This is a genomic window from Haloarcula sp. HT12, assembly GCF_055271655.1.
Genome location: NZ_JBUXKW010000002.1, coordinates 262,739 through 280,556 on the forward strand (window position 1 = coordinate 262,739; position 17,818 = coordinate 280,556).

General features: G+C 66.5%; 19 protein-coding genes. 12 read left to right on the forward strand and 7 right to left on the reverse strand.

Annotation, left to right across the window (positions count from 1 at the left end; translation table 11 throughout):
* Positions 1-247: 247 nt before the first annotated feature.
* Positions 248-1,441, reverse strand: a complete 1,194-nt coding sequence (locus tag ACY9XZ_RS06485) for an anion permease (protein ID WP_463456237.1) — start codon at positions 1,439-1,441, stop codon at positions 248-250.
* Positions 1,442-1,599: 158 nt separating this feature from the next.
* Between ACY9XZ_RS06485 and ACY9XZ_RS06490 the strand changes: the two genes are divergently transcribed.
* From ACY9XZ_RS06490 to leuS, 5 genes are all read left to right on the forward strand, one after another.
* Complete coding sequence (locus ACY9XZ_RS06490; RefSeq protein ID WP_463456238.1) at positions 1,600-2,787, forward strand: BMP family lipoprotein; 1,188 nt, start codon at positions 1,600-1,602, stop codon at positions 2,785-2,787.
* Positions 2,788-2,957: 170 nt separating this feature from the next.
* Positions 2,958-4,514, forward strand: coding sequence for an ABC transporter ATP-binding protein (locus ACY9XZ_RS06495; protein ID WP_463456239.1), 1,557 nt, complete (start codon positions 2,958-2,960; stop codon positions 4,512-4,514).
* Positions 4,511-5,806 carry an ABC transporter permease gene (locus ACY9XZ_RS06500; RefSeq protein WP_463456240.1) on the forward strand — a complete coding sequence of 432 codons (1,296 nt, stop codon included), beginning with the start codon at positions 4,511-4,513 and terminating at the stop codon, positions 5,804-5,806. The genes ACY9XZ_RS06495 and ACY9XZ_RS06500 overlap by 4 nt, the downstream gene beginning before the upstream one ends.
* 10 nt (positions 5,807-5,816) lie before the next feature.
* Positions 5,817-6,863: an ABC transporter permease gene (locus ACY9XZ_RS06505; RefSeq protein ID WP_463456832.1), complete on the forward strand. Its 1,047-nt coding sequence runs from the start codon at positions 5,817-5,819 to the stop codon at positions 6,861-6,863.
* A 304-nt stretch (positions 6,864-7,167) separates the two neighbouring features.
* The gene (leuS, locus tag ACY9XZ_RS06510; protein WP_463456241.1) at positions 7,168-9,852 is read left to right on the forward strand and encodes a leucine--tRNA ligase; all 2,685 of its coding nucleotides are present in this window, start codon (positions 7,168-7,170) and stop codon (positions 9,850-9,852) included.
* Here leuS and ACY9XZ_RS06515 read toward each other — a convergent pair whose 3' ends face one another.
* Complete coding sequence (locus ACY9XZ_RS06515; RefSeq protein WP_463456242.1) at positions 9,853-10,302, reverse strand: GIY-YIG nuclease family protein; 450 nt, start codon at positions 10,300-10,302, stop codon at positions 9,853-9,855. It lies immediately after the preceding gene.
* An 8-nt stretch (positions 10,303-10,310) separates the two neighbouring features.
* Positions 10,311-10,601, reverse strand: coding sequence for a hypothetical protein (locus tag ACY9XZ_RS06520; RefSeq protein ID WP_463456243.1), 291 nt, complete (start codon positions 10,599-10,601; stop codon positions 10,311-10,313).
* A gap of 91 nt (positions 10,602-10,692) precedes the next feature.
* Here ACY9XZ_RS06520 and ACY9XZ_RS06525 point away from each other — a divergent pair, with 91 nt between their 5' ends.
* The 5 genes from ACY9XZ_RS06525 to ACY9XZ_RS06545 all read left to right on the forward strand — a co-directional run bounded on the left by ACY9XZ_RS06525 (position 10,693) and on the right by ACY9XZ_RS06545 (position 13,850).
* On the forward strand, positions 10,693-11,325 hold the full coding sequence (locus tag ACY9XZ_RS06525) for a rhomboid family intramembrane serine protease (protein ID WP_463456244.1): 633 nt from the start codon (positions 10,693-10,695) through the stop codon (positions 11,323-11,325).
* 96 nt (positions 11,326-11,421) lie between these two features.
* The gene (locus ACY9XZ_RS06530; protein ID WP_463456245.1) at positions 11,422-12,885 is read left to right on the forward strand and encodes a lamin tail domain-containing protein; all 1,464 of its coding nucleotides are present in this window, start codon (positions 11,422-11,424) and stop codon (positions 12,883-12,885) included.
* Complete coding sequence (locus ACY9XZ_RS06535; RefSeq protein ID WP_463456246.1) at positions 12,885-13,166, forward strand: DUF3006 domain-containing protein; 282 nt, start codon at positions 12,885-12,887, stop codon at positions 13,164-13,166. The genes ACY9XZ_RS06530 and ACY9XZ_RS06535 overlap by 1 nt, the downstream gene beginning before the upstream one ends.
* A gap of 61 nt (positions 13,167-13,227) precedes the next feature.
* Positions 13,228-13,395, forward strand: a complete 168-nt coding sequence (locus tag ACY9XZ_RS06540; protein WP_463456247.1) for a DUF7837 family putative zinc-binding protein — start codon at positions 13,228-13,230, stop codon at positions 13,393-13,395.
* Between the two features lie 149 nt (positions 13,396-13,544).
* Positions 13,545-13,850: a hypothetical protein gene (locus tag ACY9XZ_RS06545; protein WP_463456248.1), complete on the forward strand. Its 306-nt coding sequence runs from the start codon at positions 13,545-13,547 to the stop codon at positions 13,848-13,850.
* Positions 13,851-13,949: 99 nt separating this feature from the next.
* Here ACY9XZ_RS06545 and ACY9XZ_RS06550 read toward each other — a convergent pair whose 3' ends face one another.
* The gene (locus ACY9XZ_RS06550; protein WP_463456249.1) at positions 13,950-14,687 is read right to left on the reverse strand and encodes a ribonuclease H-like domain-containing protein; all 738 of its coding nucleotides are present in this window, start codon (positions 14,685-14,687) and stop codon (positions 13,950-13,952) included.
* A 78-nt stretch (positions 14,688-14,765) separates the two neighbouring features.
* A complete protein-coding gene (locus ACY9XZ_RS06555; protein WP_463456250.1) occupies positions 14,766-14,930 on the reverse strand; it encodes a hypothetical protein in 165 nt (54 codons plus the stop codon).
* A gap of 156 nt (positions 14,931-15,086) precedes the next feature.
* Here ACY9XZ_RS06555 and ACY9XZ_RS06560 point away from each other — a divergent pair, with 156 nt between their 5' ends.
* Both ACY9XZ_RS06560 and ACY9XZ_RS06565 read left to right on the forward strand, forming a co-directional pair.
* Positions 15,087-16,175, forward strand: a complete 1,089-nt coding sequence (locus ACY9XZ_RS06560; protein WP_463456251.1) for a hypothetical protein — start codon at positions 15,087-15,089, stop codon at positions 16,173-16,175.
* A gap of 43 nt (positions 16,176-16,218) precedes the next feature.
* Positions 16,219-16,593, forward strand: a complete 375-nt coding sequence (locus tag ACY9XZ_RS06565) for a universal stress protein (protein ID WP_463456252.1) — start codon at positions 16,219-16,221, stop codon at positions 16,591-16,593.
* Here ACY9XZ_RS06565 and ACY9XZ_RS06570 read toward each other — a convergent pair.
* On the reverse strand, positions 16,590-17,318 hold the full coding sequence (locus tag ACY9XZ_RS06570) for a ParA family protein (protein ID WP_463456253.1): 729 nt from the start codon (positions 17,316-17,318) through the stop codon (positions 16,590-16,592). The two genes, ACY9XZ_RS06565 and ACY9XZ_RS06570, sit on opposite strands and share 4 nt — an antisense overlap.
* A gap of 42 nt (positions 17,319-17,360) precedes the next feature.
* A complete protein-coding gene (locus ACY9XZ_RS06575) occupies positions 17,361-17,789 on the reverse strand; it encodes an HIT family protein (protein WP_463456254.1) in 429 nt (142 codons plus the stop codon).
* Between the last annotated feature and the right edge of the window lie 29 nt (positions 17,790-17,818).

Sequence of the window (17,818 nt, forward strand, 5' to 3'; positions counted from 1 at the left end):
TGGCTCGCGGTCGCTGACCGGGATATCCTCGCTCTGCTCGGATAGTAGCCCGCTCAGTCGACTGTATAAACGCGAGCCAGCGGCCCCTTTCGTTCCCGCCCAACTCGGCTGGCGAATCAAGCCACGTGGGTGCGAATCAAACCGTCGGGGCTTCCAGACTGGGTTCGTCCCCTGCAGCAGGACATTCAAACCCTGTGCAGACCATTCGCGGTCGGTGGAGGCCGGTACATCGCGACACCGCTGCGTATCAGGCCTGGCTGCCGAGGGCGGCCTCCAGCACCTGATACACGCCGTAGCCGATGACGACGCTGGTGACGAGCGTGATGAGCCAGAACCCGACAGTCACGCCTATCTTCCGGCGGGAGACGCCGGCGGAGCCGCCGGCCAGACCGCCGCCGATGACCCCGGAGATGATGATGTTGTTGAACGAGATGGGGATGCCAAGCGCGATGGCGGCCTGCGCGATGATGAAGCCGGGGACCAGCGCCGCGATGGACCGGCGGACGCCGAGTTGCGCGTACTCGCGGGAGGTCGCCTGTAGCAGGCGGGGCGCGCCCATCCACGCACCGCCGAGGATGCCCACCGCCCCGAGGGCCAGCAACACAAACCCGGGCAGGCCCAGTTCGGCGCGGTAGAGGTTCTCCAGTGGCCCGGTCGCGAGGCCGACCTGGCTCCCGCCGCTGGAGAAGGCGACGACGCTGCCGAGAACGACCAGAAAGGTCTTGATGCCCTTGTCGACGGACGCCTGGGTCTGCAGGCGGATGTAGTAGAAGCTCCCGGTGGCGACCAGCAGCGTCGCGGCGACGGCGGCGATATCCGTGCCGGTAACCATCGCGGCGAAGCCGGCCAGCGACCCCTGGTCGGTACCGGCCGGCGACGGGATGATGCTCAACTGGACGTTGGCGACGATCCCGCCGACGACGCCGGCGAGCAGCGGCACCCCGACCGTCTCGGGGATGTCGTCCCGCCGGAGGACCGTCGCAGTCAGGTAGGCCAGGCCACCGGAAACAGGCGGGACGAGCAGCCAGAAGGTGATGATGCGGCGGTAGGTGTCAAAAACCGGCTGGCCGCCCAGCGAGAGACCGACGCCGACCATCGCGCCGGTCGTCGCGAACGCCGCCGGCACGGGGTAGCCGGAGTAGATACCGAAGGCCATGAACCCCGTCGCGGTCAGCAGACCGGCGACGGCCGCGAGCGACGTGATGGCGACGCCGTCGATGAGGCCAGCGCCGACCGTCTCCGAGATGCTCCCGCCCTGGGTCAGCGCGCCCAGCGCGGCGAGGATCCCGATCAGGAAGGCGGCGCGCATCGTCGAGATGGCGTTGGCGCCGATAGCCGGGGCGAACGGCGGTGAGTTGCTGTTCGCACCGAGCGTCCAGGCCGTCACCAGGCCGGTGATCGTCGCGAGGGCGACCAGCGCCCAGAAGACGACGGTGGTCACCGCGTGCTGGGCCCCGCCAGGGCCTGCCAGTTGCTGCTGTGTGAACGCGACCAGACTGTCATTGGCAGCCGTTCACACCCAGTACATAAAATGTCCGCGGCGTCGGTGTCGGAGTCCGGCTGACTCCGCCTTGCCACGGTTTGTCGCCGATGTGGCCGATGTGCGACACCGAAGTCTTTAACGCCTATCGACACCGCTGGTGGGACATGTCACAACGGAGACGCACGTTCATCAGTAGTGTCGGTACCGCAACCGCAATCGGGTTAGCCGGGTGCCTCGGTGGCGACGGCGGTGACGGCAGCGACGGCGACGGTGGAGACACTGACGGCGATGGCGGCGACGGCGGTGACGGCGACAGCGGCGACGGTGACAGCGGCCCGGCCGCTCGTATCGGCATGGTGTACGCGACGGGCGGACTCGGCGACGGGTCGTTCAACGACCAGGCCCAGACCGGCGCTATCCGGGCAGCGGACGAACTGAACATCGAATACGACGAGTCCCAGCCAGAGGCGGTCCAGGACTTCGGTAGCCTCCAGCAGCAGTACGCACAGTCGTCGAACCCGGACTACGATCTGGTCTGTTGTATCGGCTTCCTGCAGGCCGACGCCCTCACGGAGAACGCCGAACAGTACCCGGAGCAGGACTTCATGATCGTCGACTCCGTCGTCGAGGCGGACAACGTCGGTTCGTACGTGTTCGGCGAGCACCAGGGCTCGTTCCTCGTTGGCCTGATGGCTGCTCGGCTGTCCAGCCAGGACTTCTCGGCCGGGGCCGGCTCCACGCAGGGCGACTCCACGAACGTCGGCTTCGTCGGCGGCGTCGAGGGCGACCTCATCGGGCGCTTCGAAGCCGGCTACAAGGCCGGCGTCAAGCACGCGAACGAGGACATCGATATCCAGACGGCCTACGTCGGCGATTTCAACGACCCCTCCGGCGGGCAGGAGGCGGCCCTCTCGATGTACGAATCCGGCGCGGACATCGTCTACCACGCGGCCGGCAACACCGGGACCGGCGTGTTCCGGGCGGCCCAGGAGGCGGGGCGCTTCGCAATCGGCGTCGACCGCGACCAGTCGGTCACGAAAGAGAACTTCAGCGACGTCATCCTCGCGAGCATGGTCAAGCGCGTCGACAACGCTGTCTACACCGCAATCGAGTCTACAACCAACGACAACTTCGAGGGCGGCGCTGTGAACACGCTCGGTCTCGAACAGAACGGTGTCGAAGCGGTGTACGGCCAGCAGCTCGGGTCGGAGATCCCGCAGGACGTCAAAGACGAGGTGTCCGAGGTCCGCCAGAGCATCATCGACGGCGACATCAGCGTGCCGACTGACCCCGACAACGCCTGATACTGTCGGACGGAACCCCTTCGAAAATTCGGCCCCGGGGTAGCGAATATCCGTCTGACGGCACGTCCACCAGGACGGGTCACCGTGTCAGCCACACGCAGTTACCGCATATCTTTGCCAGACGTGTGGAACCGTGAAGTTAAAACTACGGGCAGTTAACCGCTCTGAGTATGGAACAGGCCGTCCACCTCGATGGTATCACGAAGCGGTTCCCGGGGGTCGTCGCGAACGACGATGTTGATCTGGCGGTCGAGAAGGGGACGGTCCACGCACTGCTCGGCGAGAACGGTGCGGGCAAGACCACCCTGATGAACGTCCTCTACGGGCTCTACCAGCCCACCGAGGGGACGGTCAACGTACACGGCGAGGTCCAGCAGTTCGACTCGCCGCGCGACGCTATCGACGAAGGCGTTGGCATGATCCACCAGCACTTCATGCTGGTCGATCCGATGACCGTCACCGAGAACATCACGCTGGGCAACGAGCCCCGGAAGTGGCTCGGGCTCACTGTCGACCGCGAACAGTCCCGGCAACAGGTCCGCGAACTGTCCGAACGGTACGGCTTCGACGTCGACCCCGACGCACGTATCGAAGACGTCGGCGTCGGCGTCCAGCAGCGCGTCGAGATCCTCAAAGCCCTGTATCGCGGCGCGGACGTCCTGATTCTGGACGAACCGACGGCCGTGCTCACGCCACAGGAAGTCGACGACCTCTTTCGAGTCCTCGAAGAGCTGACCGACCAGGGCAAGACGATCATTTTCATCACGCACAAGCTCGGCGAGGCGATGGAAGCCGCCGACGAGATCACCGTCCTGCGCGAGGGGAAAAACGTCGGGACGGTGCCGGCCGACGACATCACCCGCGAGGAACTGGCCGAGATGATGGTCGGCCGTGAGGTGCTGCTGGACGTAGACCGCGAACCGGCCGAACCGGGCCGGCCCGTCCTCGATGTGGAGGACCTCGTTGTGGAGGACGACCGGGGTGTTCGTGCGGTCGATGGCATCTCGCTCGACGTCCGGGCCGGCGAAGTGCTCGGTATCGCCGGCGTCGACGGGAACGGCCAGTCGGAGCTGGTCGAGGCGATCACCGGGCTGCAGATGCCCGACGAGGGGACGATCACGTACGACGGCGTCGACCGGACCACCGACAGCCGCCGGGAACGCATTGAGGCTGGGATGGCCTACATCCCCGAGGACCGACAGGAGCGGGGGCTGGTGATGGACTTCGACCTCGTCGAGAACGGGCTGCTGGGCAGCCAGCACGCGCCCGATTACACCTCGAACGGGCGCATCGACTGGGACCATACGCGCGACCACGCCGAGGAGATCATCGAGGAGTACGACGTCCGACCGCCGGACGCCGACGCCCACGCGAAATCGCTGTCCGGGGGCAACCAACAGAAGTTCGTCGTCGGCCGGGAGTTCGCGCGGGACCCGCGCCTCGTCGTCGCCTCCCACCCCACCCGCGGCGTCGACGTGGGGTCGATGGAATTCATCCACGACCGCATCAACGCGCTCCGCGAGGCGGGCCGGGCCGTGTTGCTCATCTCCTCGAACCTCGATGAGGTCCAGTCGCTCTCGGATCGTCTCGCCGTCATCTACGAGGGCGAGTTCATCGATATCGTCGACCCCGAGCGCGTGACCGAGGAACAGCTCGGCCTGTTGATGGCCGGGCAGCAACCCGACGCCGTCCCGACTATCGCGGCGGACGGGGAGGGCCGCCGATGAGCGACGACAGCCCGTCGCAAAACGGCGACCCGCCGGGAAGCGACGACCCGCCGACGCCGGACCCGGATGACCGCTGGTCACAGTACCGACAGCGACTCATCAGACTGGGGCAGACCTCGGTCGGCGAGCGGATTCTCATCGCCCTCTCGGCGCTGGTACTCTCTATCGTCGTCGGGACGGTCATCGTCACCGTCGCGGGGCTGATGGCGACCTGTCGGTCCCCGGTGCTCACCTTCGGCTCCACGACGCTGTGTTACGACCCCTTTTACGTGTTCAACCGGCTGTTCCTCGGCGCGCTGGGTGACCCCTTCGCCGGCGGCTGGTCGCCGCTAAACGCGCAGTTCGCAGCGACGCTCCGGGAGACGACGATTCTGGTGTTCACCGGCCTGTCGGTGGCCTTAGCGTTCCGCGCGGGTATCTTCAACATCGGGACACAGGGCCAGCTCATCGTCGGTGCGCTGGCCGCCGCACTGACGGTGCTGTGGGCCGGTTCGCTGGTCTCGGGGACGCTCGCGCTCGTCCTGTTTATTCCGCTTGGCCTGCTCGCCGGCGCGGTCGGTGGCGGCTTCTACGGCGCGATTCCCGGCGCGCTGAAGGCGTATGCCGACGCAAACGAGGTCATCACCACCATCATGCTCAACTTCGTCGCCGTGCGGGTGACGCTGTATCTCGTCCGGAACCACTTCGCCGACCCGACGAGCCAGGCGACACAGACCCGCACGCTGCCCATCGAAGGGCAGTTCCCCTCGGTCCTGTTCGACCCGCGGACGGACTTCTCGCTGCTCGCGCTGTTGCTCGCGCTCGTGTTCGTCGGCGGCGTCTACTACCTCCTCGAACACACGGCCTTCGGCTACGACCTCCGGACCGCCGGCATTCAGCCTGCTGCCGCGGAGTACGGCGGCGTCGACTCCGCCTGGACCATCCTGACATCGCTGACGCTGTCGGGCGCGCTCGGCGGCATCGGCGGGGCCGTGTTCGTGATGATGACGCTCGGGAAGTTCCAGACCGGCATCCCGAGCTACGGCTTCGACGGGATCACCGTCTCTATCCTCGCCGGCAACAACCCCATCGGCGCTGTCTTCGCCGCGTTCCTCTTCGGCGTTCTCAAGTCCGGGTCGAACGTGGTGGCGTTCGCCACCGACGTGCCGCCACAGCTCGTCGGCGTCCTCCGGGGGCTCATCATTCTGTTCGTCGCGATGCCGGAGTTCTTCCGCATCATCGGCCGACGGCTCGCAAGGGGACAGAGCGACAGACAGGCCACCGTGACCGCGGGAGGTGGTGCCGATGACTAACGACAGCGCCATGGACCGCCTCCACTCGGCCTCGGGCCGGCTGTTCATCGCCGGCGTGGCAGTCCTCACGCTGGTCGTGTTGGCCGGCTTCGGCCTGCTCGCGCCGGGGTCGACGCCCGGCCAGATCTTCTGGGTGTTGGCCTCGAAGTCCACGCTGTCCTCGACGTTGCGGCTCTCGGTCCCGATCGTACTGGCCGCCCTCGGTGGCATCTTCGCCGAGAAGAGCGGTATCATCAATATCGGGCTCGAAGGCCTGCTCATAATCTCGGCCTTCGCGGCCATCTTCGGGGCTGACGCTACCGGCTCGCTGTGGGCCGGCTTCCTCGTCGGGATCGTCGCCTCGACGCTGCTCGCGGGGGTGTTCGCCGCCGTCTGTATCGAGTTCCGCGCCGACCAGATCATCGCCGGCTTGGCCGTCTGGCTCATCGCGCTCGGCCTCGCACCGTTCGCCTCGCAGGTGTTCTACGGCGGGCCAAACACCAGCAGCGTCGGCACCTTCGACACGATAACGATCCCGGGACTGGCCGACATCCCCTTCTTCGGCGCGCTGTTCGACGCCTCGCCCGCGGTGTACATCATGTTCGCCGCCGTGGCGGCGTCGTGGTACGTGCTGAACCGCACGACCTTCGGCCGCTGGGTCCGGGCCGCCGGTGAGAATCCGAAGGCGCTCGACACCGCCGGTGTCGACGTGTCCCGCGTCCGCTACGCCGCCGTCCTGCTTTCCGGTGTGCTCTCGGGGATGGGCGGCGCCGCGCTGGCGATCAACATCGGCCAGTTCACCGGCAACGGCCCGACGATGGTCAACGGCAAGGGGTTCATCGCCATCGTCGCCTATCTGTTCGGCAACTACAATCCGGTCGGCGCGCTGCTGTCGACCACGCTGTTTGCCGGCCTCGACGCCGTCCAACTGCGCCTCCAGACGGCCGACGTGATCGCCGTCCCGGACTCGCTGGTCCAGACTATCCCGTTCGTCGCCGTCATCGTCGTCCTCGCCCTGGTTGGCAAGACCCGCCTGCCAGAAGCCGCCGGCGAGCACTACGAATCGGGCGAGGAATGAGCGAGGAACTGGTGGCTGTTGTCTGACCGCAGTTTCCATTGACGGTCCGACCAGTCAGAAAGCCCCCGCACTCTCAACTCCCGCGACTCGCTGCGCGCTTCTTCGCTCCCTCTGGTCGCTCATCCAGTGCTTACGTCGTCGAGGTTCGTTGAGAGTGCGGCCCCTTTCAATCCCATCCAATCTGGATTGTCCAACCGGCTTTGGGTGAGACTTTCTGGCGGTACACAAGGGCGCTCCCGTCACGATCAGCTACCTCTCCTAGCCGAACACTCATGTGCGCGGCAGGCACAGGACGAGGTAGCAAATGTCGCGCCGATACGACCACGCGAGGGTCCAGGAGTACTGGCAGCAGGCCTGGGAGCGGGAGGGCGTCTTCGAGTGCCCGACCGACGCCGACGACCCGACGTACGTGCTGGGGATGTTCCCCTACACTTCCGGCTCGTTGCACATGGGACACATCCGGAACTACGCCATCACCGACGCGTACGCCCGGTACCGACGGATGGCCGGCGAGGAGGTACTCCACCCGATGGGGTGGGACGCGTTCGGCCTGCCGGCGGAGAACGCGGCCTACGAACGAGACACCGACCCCGAGTCCTGGACCCGGACGTGTATCGACCAGATGCGAGACGACCTCCGGGAGATGGGCTTTGGCTACGACTGGTCCCGGGAGATCACCACCTGCGATCCCGAATACTACCAGTGGAACCAGTGGCTGTTCACCCAGTTCTACGAGGAGGGGCTGGTCGATTACGGCGCGGCGACGGTGAACTGGTGTCCGGACTGTGAGACGGTGCTGGCAGACGCACAGGTCGAAACGCCGCCGGATCTGACGGCGGATGCGGGCGAGACGACCACCGAAGCCGACCACAGCCACACCCACGGTGGCGGCGTCTGCTGGCGTTGCGGGACCGGCGTCGAGCAACGGGACCTCGACCAGTGGTTCTTCGCCATCACCGACTACGCGGAGGAGTTGTATCACGGGCTGGACGACCTGGAGGGGTGGCCCGACGGCGTCCGGGACAGCCAGCGAAACTGGATCGGCCGCCAGGAGGGCGCGCGGGTCACCTTCGAGGTCGACCACGACGGTCACGAAACCGTCGAGGCGTTCACGACGCGACTCGACACGGCCTACGGCGCGACGTATCTGGCGCTGTCGCCGGGACACGACCTCGCCCGAGGACTGGCCGACGAGGACGACGCCGTGGCCGAATACGTAGAGTCGGTAGCGAGCACGGACGACGCCGGGATGAGCGGCGTGGAGACGGGCATCACTGCGACCCACCCCTACACCGGCGAGGCCCTGCCCGTCTACGTCGCGGCGTACGTACTGGACGACGTGGGCACGGGCGCGGTCATGGGCGTGCCGGCCCACAACGAGCAGGACCATGCCTTCGCCGCGGAACAGGACCTCCCCGTCGAGCAAGCCGTCGAACCGGTCGACGGCAGCGGGACGGACCTGCCACACGCGCCCTACACCGACGACGGAATGCTGACGAACAGCGGCGAGTACGACGGCCTCGCCAGCTCCGCTGCCCGCGAGCGCCTGCGCGAGCACGAGGCCGCCGAATCCGCGGTGACCTACCGCCTGCGGGACTGGCTCATCTCCCGGCAGCGCTACTGGGGGACGCCGATCCCCATCGTCCACTGCGACGACTGCGGCCACGTCCCGGTTCCCGAGGAGGACCTGCCGGTGGAACTGCCCGATTACGTCCAGACGACCGGGAACCCACTTGATGCGGCCGAGGAGTGGAAGCAGACGACCTGCCCGGACTGTGGGGCCGACGCGGTGCGGGAGACGGACACGATGGACACGTTCGTCGACTCCTCGTGGTACTTCCTGCGCTATCTGTCGCCACACTTCGAAGACGCACCGTTCGACCAGGAAACGGCCGACGAGTGGCTCCCGGTCGACGTGTACGTCGGCGGCGAGGAACACGCCGTGCTCCACCTCCTCTATATTCGCTTCTTCACTCGTGCCCTGTCGGATATCGGCCTGCTGGACCGCGAGGAACCGGTCGAGCGACTCATCAATCAGGGGACGGTGCTCCACAGCGGCGAGAAGATGTCCAAGTCGAAGGGCAACGACATCGCACCCCACGAGTACGGGGCCGAGACGACGCGGCTGTTCGTTCTCTCGGCGGCCCACCCATCACAGGACTTCGAGTGGACCGTCAAGGACGTCTCGACGGCGTATGAGTTCCAGCAGACGCTGTACCGGCTGGTCACGGAGTACACCGACCGGACCGAGACCCGGACCGAGAGCACCGACCACGACGCCTATCTGGAGCGGGAGATCGACCGGACCATCGCGGCCGTCACCGAGGAGTACAACCGCTTCCGCTTCCACCGCGTCGTCAGCGAACTCCAGCGCTTTGCCCGCCTTCTGGGGCGCTACGCCAGCTACGACGACCCCTACCAGTTCGCCTACGGCCGCGGCCTGCGGGTGCTTGCCGCGCTGGTCGCGCCCATCGCGCCGTTCCTCGCCGAGGAGATGTGGCAGCTACTCGACGAGGGCGGCCTCGTCGCCGAGAGCCGTTGGCCCGAACCGCTGCGGGACGTGGAGGACTACCGCATCGAGCGCCAGGTCGTCCGCCGGACCCTCGACGACGTGCGCGAGATCACGGAGGTCGTCGACATCGAGGCCCCGAACGAGATCGAACTCGTCGTCGCCGCCGACTGGAAGTACCGGGCCTACGAGATCGCCCGCGAGTCCGATCCCGACGACGCCATCGTCGGCGAGATCATGACCGACGAGGAGATCAAACGGCACGGCGACGACGCTGCCGACTTCGCCGACCGACTGGCCGACCGCGGGGCGGGACTCGAACCGATCATCGACGGCACGCGCGAACTCGACACGCTCCGGCAGGCCGCCTGGCTGTTCGAGGACGAGTTCGACTGCGACGTGGTCGTCCGGCGGGCCGCACCTGACGACGATCTGTCGGCTAAAGCGCGGCCGAACAAGCCCGCGATTCACATCTCCTGACTACTCGGTCGCGGCTGCGGATTCGTCTTCTGCGGCCTCGTGGGCGTCGGTCACTGCCTCAAGTAGCCGGTCCCGCTGTTCGTGGTGTATCAGGTGCGAGCGGCAGTCACAGTCAGAACAGCCGAAGTCGTCGACGCGGCCGAATCCCTCAGCTGTCGGTCCGTCGATCCGCCGGGCGACGGCACATTCGATGTCGGCCTCGGTCGTGACGACCCGCTCGACGGTCGTCGCCGCGTCGCCGAGCAGGTAGTCGATGTGCCAGTGGCGGGTGTCGTTGTCGCCGGCGGCGACGGCGCGGTGGCGGTCGATACGGCCGAAGCCGCCGCTACCCAGCGCGCTCCCGGTGTAGGCATACCAGCCTGCCGGGAATTCGAGTTCGCCCAGCGCACCGACCGTAATCGGCCCGCCGGCGTCCCGTTCGAGCACCAGCGTGTAGGTGCCGCCAGGCATGCGCCCGCTCAGGTCCCGATATCGGGGTCGGCCGCGAGGTCGCCGAACCCGTCGATGCGGAACTCCCGGGAATCGGTGCAGTCCTCGTTTTCGGCGGCGAGTTCGCCGACGACCCAGTTGAACCGGCGGTCGAACCCGTCGTAGGGCGCGTCGGCGAGCAGGTCGGTGACGCGGTCGCTCGTCAGGTCCTCGTCGTACTCTTCGGCGAAGGCGGCGATGTTGTCGGCGGCTGTCTGTGCGACCTCCTCGTCGGTCTCGTCGGCGAACGCCGCGGCGAGCGTCTCGCTCAGTTCGGACATACACGAGTGGACGCGACGACGCCACCTATGCGTTCTGAAACGACGTGGGCGTCCGAGCGTTTCTTGTATTGCGGGCGACAATATCGGTCCAATGAAGCCGCTGCGTGAAAGCCCAACCGTGGTCACGCTGGCCGTCATTGTCGGCGTGTTCCTCGCCCAGCAGATCGCTGGCGTGGTGACCGCTCCACGGGGCCTGTTTGCCCTCTCGCCTCCGCTGTTCAGCCGCCCCTGGACGATTGTCACCAGTGTGTACGCCCACGCCGGCCCCTCGCATCTCCTCGCAAACGCCGCCGGGGTGGCCCTCGCTGGCGTCGTTCTCGAACGCCGGACGACGCCGCTCCGGTTTCACGCCTTCTTCGTCTCGACCGGTGCGCTGGCGGGCGTCTCACAGGTTTCCGTAACCAGCATCCTCGGCCCGCTCGTTCCTGGGATGGTCAGCCACGTCTCTGTCCTCGGTGCCAGCGGCGCGGTGTTTGCCCTCTTCGGCTATCTACTCGCCGCCAACCGCCTGACCGATACCGTCATCGGGGGGTTCGAACTCGCCCCGCGCGTCCAGTTGGTACTGGCCGGCATCGTCGCCGCCGCGATCACGCTCGCGACCGCGAATCCCGGCGTCGCGCTCATCGCACACTTCACCGGCCTTCTGGTAGGGTTCCTCTCCGGACGTGTCCACCTGCTGCGGCCGACGAACTCGCCCCAGTCGCCAGAGGCCGCGAACTACTGAACGGCTCCGCTCTACCGGGATAGCTGTGTCATGCGACTCCCGATGGCACGTAGTTGGTAACTGCTACCAAATAACTCGGATGCGTAGGCTAACGGGATGGAACGGAGTCGCGGGCTCGAATCCCTGGTCGTTGCGGCGCTGCTGGTGCTTGCCGGCTGTGGCGGACTCACGGCCAACGGCGTCGACGGTGGTGCGGACATATCGACCGCCACGGAGACGGCGACCCCGCCGGCTGCAACACCGGACGCCGGTTCCTCGGGCGCACCGAACGGCACGCTTGAGGTCCACTTCATCAACGTCGGCCAGTCGGTGGCGACCCTGTTGGTCAGCCCCGACAACCAGACCATGCTCATCGACTCCGGGGACTTCACCGACGACGGCGAGTACGTCCTGCAGTACCTCGACCGACAGGGAATCGACCGTATCGACCACTTCGTCGTCTCGCACAACGACGCCGACCACATCGGCGGTAATGCGGCCGTTATCAGGCACTACGAGACCGAGGAGAACGGCATTGGCGCGGTGTACGACCCCGGAATCGCCGCGAGCACGCAGACCTACGAGCGATACCTGGACGCGGTCGAAGCCCACGACGTGACGCTGTACGAGACTCGCGAGGGTGACCGGATTCAGTTTTCCGGCGTCGAGACGACTGTGCTCGGCCCGCCGGAGCCGTACCTCGAAAACGAGGCCCGAAACGAGAACAGCATCGTGCTCCGGATCGAACACGGCGAGACGAGCTTTCTCTTCACCGGCGACGCGGAGGACGACCAGGAGGCGTACCTCGTCGAGACGTACGGGACGGAACTCAGGTCCACCGTGTTAAAAGCCGGCCACCACGGGAGCGCGTCCAGCACGAGCGGGCCGCTGCTGGACACCGCCGAACCCCGGACCGTCGTGGTGTCGAGCGCCTACGACTCGCGGTACGGCCACCCGAGCAACGAGACGCTCGAACGGCTCACGGCGCGGTCGATTCCGACCTACTGGACCGCCACCCACGGCGACACTGTGCTGATCAGCAACGGGACTGCCGTGACCGTCAGCACGCAACGAGAAGCGCCGACCGAACCGCTGTCACTGCGGTCCGGAGACCCGATCCCGCCGGGCACGACCGACCCGGTCCAGCCGCGAGCGACCTACCTTGCCCGCTCGTCCCCGCGGACCGACACACCGGTCGCAACCGACACGCCGGCAGCGACCGACGGCGGAACGCCCACCGAGAACACGAGCGGCGACCTCGTCATCGACCGGGTCCGCGCCGACGCGGCGGGCGACGACCGGGACAACCTCAACGACGAGTACGTCGTGTTCCGGAACGCGGGCGCGGAGCCGCTGGCGATGGGCGGCTGGACGGTCGCCGACGAAGCCGGTCACAGCTACACCGTCCCCGACGGATTCACGCTCGAACCGGACGCGACCGTGACCCTCCACACCGGGAGCGGCACCGATACGGACACCGACCTTTACTGGGGGTCGGGGCGTCCCATATGGAACAACGGCGGCGACACCGTGACTGTGACCGACGCCGACAACGAGACCGTACTGGAACGGAGTTACTAATGCTAGATGGAACCTACACCGCCGTCGTCGACCGGATCGAGGACGGGACCGCCACGCTGGAAATCGACACCGAAGACGGGCTGTCAGCCCTCGAAATCGAGGCAACTGAACTGCCGGCCGAAGTACGGACGGCCGACACAGTCCTGGAAATCACCGTCGAGGACTCGGCGCTTGTGACTGTCACGCACGACCCCGACGAAACCGCTGACCGGGCGAGTGAGGCGCAGCGCCGGTTCGACCGACTATCGAAGCGGCCGCCGCGGGACGGCGACGACACGTAAGGCTGCCGCCCCATCTCGTAGGAGCCTGGTAACAATATGTACTGGATGCGTAGCCCAGCGCATGTGGGACAGTGACATAGAGACGGCCGACCCACCGCTCGGGAGGTGTCCGGTCTGCGACGTGACGATCCCCGCGGCGAATCTCGTCATCGCGTACGACACGGCCGGCGACTGGCCCCGAATGCTCGCCGAGTGCCCGGACTGTGCGGACGCCGTGAATCCGGTGTGATCGCCCACTGGACAGAGATGACAGTACGCGGGTCCGTGAATACACATAGATCCGTTGATGTGGGCTTCTATATGTGTAGTAACCACCGATTAGGTGCGGTATACCGTTGTTTCGACCAATGATACCGAGGCCAGACAGGGTGAGTGACGGTGGGGTCATCGAGCAGCGATAGCCCGCCGCTACCACACCGGAGCGACACCGACAGCCTGCGACCGACAGACACCGGCCGATACCTTCACGCCCTCGCGTTCGCGGTCCGCGGGCTCTGGACCGTGACACTCGCCGGTATCCGACCGTTCGCGTTCTGGGGAGCGGTACTGCTGCCCCTGCTGTATCTCCCGTCGCTCTACGGCGTCGGAACCGGACAGGACACGGCACTGTTTATGCAACTCCTCGCGTGGCACGTCGTCGCTATCGTCCTCGGGCACGGACATACGCCCTTCTGGAGCCGATAGCCGCCGTTTTCAGCCCCACTGGGATGTGACGGGACTCTGTCACACGGGCCCGCTCCACACGAAACAAAGGGGGTATGCTGACGGTTGCCGCCCTCGAACTCAGCCGACGAAAACACGCTCGTCAAGCCGCTCTGTTGTGGTCTCGGCCAACGCCTTGAGGTTTACCGTGTCCTCGCGGTTGTACGACACCAGCGTTTCGAGTGCGCCGTCGCGGCCCTGCTCGTGTTCCCGCCAGAGCCGCACTGCGTCCCGACCCGAGATGTCCGGTCGGTCCCGTTCGATGCCGATGTCCTTCTCGACCTGTTTGAGGCCGCCGGAGAGCCCGATTTTCTTGCAGGTGTACATCAGGTCCAGATGCGGCCGGTCGAGGTCGACGTCGAAGTTCGCTTCGAGGAACGGCACGTCGAAGCGCTTGCCGTTGAACGTCACTAGCAGGTCCGCGCCGTCGAACGCGGCCCGGAGGTTCTCGGCGGTCAGGTCGTCACCGGCGACGAGCGTCTGTGTCTCCCCGTTCTGATGGAGGCTCACCGTCGTCACCTGATTGCGGTCCTGGTCTAGCCCTGTCGTCTCGATGTCGAAAAAGCAGGCTCGCTCGCGGAAGGTCTCGTACAGCCGCCAGCGTTCGCTGTTCGGGAACGCATGATCGAAGTAGGTGACGTCTGTCTCGGCGACCCGGTCCCGTCCCTCGTCGATGAACTGCTGGATCCGGTCGCCGCGTTGCCCGCCGACGACTGACGGTTCGAACTCGTCCCAGTGGGTCACGCCCTGCTCCCAGATGGACTGCTCGGTCTTCTCTCCGACGCCGTCGGTGCCGATGAAACTGTTCTCGACGCGCACGCTCTCGGGTACTGGCTGGGCTGTATGTAAGCCCGTCGGTGCCGGCGACAGACGGCCGGTGGGTCACGCCCTCCCGTCCTACCGCTTACACATCGGAAGGATGCTGTTGTACACTGAGTGGCTCTCCAGCGACACGACGACCGTGCTGTCGCAGTTGTCACACGCCGTCTGCGACCGGTCGAAGGTCCGCTCGCAGAACGGGCAGACGAACTGGGAGGAGCCGCCGGGGTGCGAACTGGACATACCGACAGGAGGGGATCTGCCGTTGAATGTTCGTCCGCTACGTGCATACGACGGCCGTGGTCCTCCCGCTATCTGTATAGGATGTACCACAAGACGGGGACTGGAAAGTGCGGTTCGCCGTCACTTTGATTAGACGTTCAGCGTGACAGTCGACGTATGTCCAACGGTGACCATTCAGGGCAGCATCCGCGTGCCGGCCGACCTCTGATTGCCAGGCTGGTCGGTCGCTTGACCCTCGACAGCGACGCCTCGAACAGGACACCGACCACCTGGGGACCGCTCGTGTGGTTCGCCGTCGCCGTTATCGCCGTGGAGCTGGTGGGATTGCAGGGGTATCGCCTGCTGACGGGCCAGGTGTTGACCTTCGTCCAGAACCCGCTGTGGCTCATCAGGCCGCTGGTGTTGCTCGGCGCCGCGCTCGGGACTGAATCGCTGTACCGGCGCTACGACAGGGCGCTCACCCGGAGCAATATCGAGGAACGCGTCGAGAACGCGGAACGGTTCGACGGGCTCGTTCCGGACCGGCTCGTCTGGCTGCTGGTCGGGCTCGGCACGGGGTTCACACTGGTCAACGCCGTTGTCATTCTCACGATTCCACAGCTCTATGCCGCCGGCGGCGCGACGCGGGTGTTTCGCTTCCTCGTCGTGACGCCGTTCGGATACGTCCCGGTCCTGGCGACGTTCCTCGCGACGTATGTCGCCGTCGAGGTGGTGCTGCCGCGGCGAATCGCGGCCACGGATGTCGAACTTGACTATCTCGATCCGGAGCAACTCGGCGGAATGCGCCCCATCGGCGAACTGGTCAAACTGGCGTACTACTACTTGATGGTCGGGCTCGTCGCGTACGCGATCGCGACGTACGGGCCGCACATCCTCAGCGGTGCCCTCGGCTACAGCGCGCTGGATGCGCCCGGTCTGGCGGTCAACGCCGCGTTCACAGCTGTCTGGATACTCTCGGTCGGCATCATGGCCTACGGCATCTACGTCCTCCACCAGCACATGGCCCGACAGAAGCGCGAGCGTCTCTACGATCTCGACCGGCGGGCCAGGGAACAGGTCGACGCGCCGTGGGACATCCAGTCGTTCGACGCGTTGAACCCGCCGGCGGAGTACCGCCGCTACCGCAAGCAGGTCGAGTTCGTCACCGGGACGAAGGAGTATCCGGCGACGTTCACGATGTGGACCCAGCTCATCGTCGGCGTCATGATACCCAAGGCCATCCAGCTCTTGCTGGCGGCTGTCTGAGGCGAGCGAAAACCCGAAGCCGGACCGCGCCACACAGTCGCCCATGACGACGTTTCTGCTCGCGACCAGCTCCGTCCACGTCACCGCGGCCGCCGCTGACTACCTGCAGGACCGACTCGATCCGGCAGGCGACGACGATATCGTCGTGGTCGCCGTCCGCGACCCCGAGGCTCCGTCGCGTGACGCAGGTGACGCCGTCAACGTCGCCCGCTCCCGGCTCGCGTCTTTCGTGCCCACAACGGATCTGCGGGAAGGAGAGCCTGTGACCCAGATACAGGCCGCCGTCGACGAGCAAGACCCGGACGAAATCCTCATCGGGCCGCACCGCGGGACCGACGACAGCGACGGCGTCGGGTCGACGGCCCAGGCGATTCTGACCCGAGTCGACCGTCCTGTCGTCGTCCTCCCGCTTCCCTAGCGGGAGAACAGGCCGTCGTCCTCGAAGGTCAGACCGAGGTCGACATCGAGCAAGTCCTCGGCCATCGCGGCGACGGTCGGCGCGACATCGGTATCGGGGGCCGTCGCGAGCGGTCTGGGCTCCCCCGGGCCGATGTGTGGAACCGTGTGTGCCGCGTCGTCGATAGCCTCGCCGTCCTCGCCGTGGACACGCGTCGCGACGACGGCAGAGGCCGGCGCACCGATGTCTCGCAGTCGCCCCTGCTGTCTCGGAAGCAGGTCGCTGCCGCGCTGGCTGGCCGGCACGACGAGCGCCCGCCGCTGTACTGTCGTGGCAGCGGCGACGGCCTGGTTCGCCGCAACCGGCGGCACGTCGAGTAACACGTGGTCGAACCGTCCAGCCACTTCCTCGATGGCCCGTTCGACCGTCTGTGCCGCCTCGGCGGTCTTCGCGCGAGCGAGACGCTCGAACGGCGCGTGGGCCGGACAGAGCGCGACCCGTCCCTCGGCGTCGATGTCCCACTCGAACAGCGCGTCGTCGACCGGCGCGTCGCCGACGGCTACCGCGGTCACGTCGGCGTCGAGTCGGCCCTCTACGTAAGTCGCCAGCCCCTGCGTGCCGAAGGCCGCGTCGACGACAGCGACGGACCGCCCACCTCGGGCCAGCGTCGCCGCCGTCTCGACTGCCAATCTGGTCGTGCCAGCCCCACCGGTACACCCAACGAACGCGAGCGTCGAAACCCCCATGCGTCGCTGTTGGACTATCTTTCGGTAAAAAGATATGGAATATTATTTCTGCTCAGCGACGATGTCCGACTCGATGGCGTCCAGTTCGTCATCAGAGAGCTCGGGGCGGTCAGTGACCAGCGCGTGGATCGGCCGGCCACCGTCGTCATCGAACCGCGGGATGATGTGCCCGTGGACGTGGGGAACCTCCTGGCCGGCCACCTCGCCGTTGTTGAACGCGACCGTGCTGGCGGGGGCGTCGACGGCCGCCTCGACGGCGGGGACGAGTTCGTGCATGGTCGACAGCACCTCCGCGGCCACGTCGGCGGGCGTGTCGTTCAGCCGCTCGTGGTGGGCCTTCGGGATGACGAGCGTGTGGCCCGGCGACAGCGGATTGGCGTCCAGAAACGCCAGCACGGTGTCGTCCTCGTAGACGGTTCGACCGGGGATGTCGCCGGCGACAATGCTACAGAAGATGCAGTCCTCGCTCATAGGCGTCCCTGCGTCCGGTGGTCACAAGA

Coding starts and splice junctions, on each gene's coding strand:
- ACY9XZ_RS06490 (WP_463456238.1), top strand. CDS start 1,600: ATGTGCGACACCGAAGTCTTTAACGCCTATCGACACCGCTGGTGGGAC.
- ACY9XZ_RS06495 (WP_463456239.1), top strand. CDS start 2,958: ATGGAACAGGCCGTCCACCTCGATGGTATCACGAAGCGGTTCCCGGGG.
- ACY9XZ_RS06500 (WP_463456240.1), top strand. CDS start 4,511: ATGAGCGACGACAGCCCGTCGCAAAACGGCGACCCGCCGGGAAGCGAC.
- ACY9XZ_RS06505 (WP_463456832.1), top strand. CDS start 5,817: ATGGACCGCCTCCACTCGGCCTCGGGCCGGCTGTTCATCGCCGGCGTG.
- leuS (WP_463456241.1), top strand. CDS start 7,168: ATGTCGCGCCGATACGACCACGCGAGGGTCCAGGAGTACTGGCAGCAG.
- ACY9XZ_RS06515 (WP_463456242.1), bottom strand. CDS start 10,302: ATGCCTGGCGGCACCTACACGCTGGTGCTCGAACGGGACGCCGGCGGG.
- ACY9XZ_RS06520 (WP_463456243.1), bottom strand. CDS start 10,601: ATGTCCGAACTGAGCGAGACGCTCGCCGCGGCGTTCGCCGACGAGACC.
- ACY9XZ_RS06525 (WP_463456244.1), top strand. CDS start 10,693: ATGAAGCCGCTGCGTGAAAGCCCAACCGTGGTCACGCTGGCCGTCATT.
- ACY9XZ_RS06530 (WP_463456245.1), top strand. CDS start 11,422: ATGGAACGGAGTCGCGGGCTCGAATCCCTGGTCGTTGCGGCGCTGCTG.
- ACY9XZ_RS06535 (WP_463456246.1), top strand. CDS start 12,885: ATGCTAGATGGAACCTACACCGCCGTCGTCGACCGGATCGAGGACGGG.
- ACY9XZ_RS06540 (WP_463456247.1), top strand. CDS start 13,228: ATGTGGGACAGTGACATAGAGACGGCCGACCCACCGCTCGGGAGGTGT.
- ACY9XZ_RS06555 (WP_463456250.1), bottom strand. CDS start 14,930: ATGTCCAGTTCGCACCCCGGCGGCTCCTCCCAGTTCGTCTGCCCGTTC.
- ACY9XZ_RS06560 (WP_463456251.1), top strand. CDS start 15,087: ATGTCCAACGGTGACCATTCAGGGCAGCATCCGCGTGCCGGCCGACCT.
- ACY9XZ_RS06565 (WP_463456252.1), top strand. CDS start 16,219: ATGACGACGTTTCTGCTCGCGACCAGCTCCGTCCACGTCACCGCGGCC.
- ACY9XZ_RS06570 (WP_463456253.1), bottom strand. CDS start 17,318: ATGGGGGTTTCGACGCTCGCGTTCGTTGGGTGTACCGGTGGGGCTGGC.
- ACY9XZ_RS06575 (WP_463456254.1), bottom strand. CDS start 17,789: ATGAGCGAGGACTGCATCTTCTGTAGCATTGTCGCCGGCGACATCCCC.